Source organism: Rahnella perminowiae (genome assembly GCF_019049755.1).
Lineage (GTDB): Bacteria > Pseudomonadota > Gammaproteobacteria > Enterobacterales > Enterobacteriaceae > Rahnella > Rahnella perminowiae.
Window position 1 is genome coordinate 1 of the sequence record NZ_JAFMOS010000210.1, and the last position, 1963, is coordinate 1963.

The window sequence follows — 1963 nt, forward strand, 5'->3', positions numbered from 1 at the left end:
GTGTAACTCTGAAAGCATTTTCCTTAATGGTCTTATCCACCACGGAAAGTTTAAGAGGGATGGTTGCTGCCAACTTTTTCGTTTTCAGGTCGTTATCTGAAACCTCATAAATGGACAATTCTTTTTTAAGGTTATTAACTTCAACCAATAGAAATGTCTCTTTGAATGTCGCACCACTGTTGGCGAAATAATTACCTACAGACATTTCATGAGTATGGCCATTGAAAATAGCAGTAATATCATAGTCGCTATTTTTCGCCGTCATCTTATGCAGACGTGAATTCGCTGCACCCATATTCTCAACATGCGAAAGTAATATAACGGCTTTGCCTTGTTTACGGGCATCAGCGAGTTGTTGCTCCAGCCAGTCTACAGAGGAGGTGACTTTTACTGTATATTTTCGGGCGTCTTTAAAACTAAACCCGCTGTAATTCTTGGTATATTCAGCATAGTTGTTCAGTTGGATGAAACGAATGCCTGACATATCAAAGCTATAGGAGAAACTCCCAATATAGTTCGTCGAAAGTGTAGGGAATGAATAACCTGAAATTACATTGTAATCGATCGCATTAATATTTTTACGCGATTTAAGATTGTCGGTCAGTTCGCGGATACTGCGCACGGCACAGTTATTTTTGTAACAATCATCGACATTGTTTTCGTAGTCATGATTGCCTAGCCCATACCAGTAATCATGGTTAAGCGTTCCCAGGGCCTTGTTCATTTCTGCCCACTGCCATTTATGACCAAAATCTGTAATATCGCCGTTAATGATGGTGCCCTTAAAGGCATCACCATAGGTGCTTTTCAGACTGTTGAGCACTTGGTACTGATTGTAGATAGGCGGTTTTGCCTGCTCTTTCTGGTCAACGCCGTTGGGGGTACGGGCATACTGCGGATCAGAGGTTATCGCATAATATTCAATTGGGTGAACAATTTTCCACCAGGCATTATCTTTATTATTTTCCGGGTAATACCATTTGTTTTGCCCAGGCGCACCGTCTTGTTTAGCTTCAAAATAGTGACGACCATCCGACCAGTCCACGTAGTAAATCTCACCTTTGGTCCCTGCTTCATTCCAGGTTTTAGGTGATCCGAGTGAACCAAAATGAGTAGTGCTATTTCCCTGCTCATTTTTGATTTTTTCAGCCATTCGGGTTTTAAATGTCGTCAGCGACATTTCCACATCATCTACAGAGTCTGACAGTATTTCATACTTTTCAGTCTGTTTGCCGCCATGGGCGGTATAATTCACTTCACCGGAAGTAAAGGCATAATCCCCATTGCTGACATTATTTATCTGCGTAGGGGCGGACATTGCAGGATATAAAGTATCTAACTTATCTGACATTACAGCATAGGTATCATTATCAGGCTCGATATCAGCCTCGCCAGACTCCACATCGACAGAAGGAACATTGTGTTCAGGATTTATGCAATCTAGTTGATCAGGAGCGGTTGTACCCTGATTGGCCTGTAGGGAATGTGTTTCGTTATTACGGGATATGCCGCCTATGTCCGTTGTTCCCGCCGGGGTTACTGCTCCTCCGGTTCCTGTATCATCGTTTCTGACGCTTACATCCGTTGAACGGGTGCAATTATAAGGTGTTATATCTGCGCTCGTTCCCGCCGGGACAGTTGCCCCCGAAGGGATACCTACATCGTCGCGCTGGACGGTTGCATCCATAGAGCTGGCGTTATTATGGGGGGTTATGTCTATATTCGTTCCAGGAGAAACGTTAGCCCCAGATGTTGAACCCGACCAGGAGGGGGTTACCCCGGTATTAATATAACCGGAATCTGCGTATGAACCTGATGATAATATTGACAAAATTACTAAAGATAATACTTTTACTGAGTGTTTGTTTAAAGATTTCATGTTTTAATTTCCGTTAATATCCATATTAATCCGGGCGAATTATAACGTGTAGCTGATATTTAACTGTCTCTAATACACATCTCC

At 42.6% G+C, this 1963-nt stretch carries 1 protein-coding gene; it reads right to left on the minus strand.

The window, feature by feature from the left end; translation table 11 throughout:
• On the minus strand, positions 1-1879 hold a 1879-nt coding region (locus tag J1785_RS01355), incomplete at its 3' end, for a metallophosphoesterase family protein (RefSeq protein WP_217218640.1).
• Positions 1880-1963: the final 84 nt, after the last annotated feature.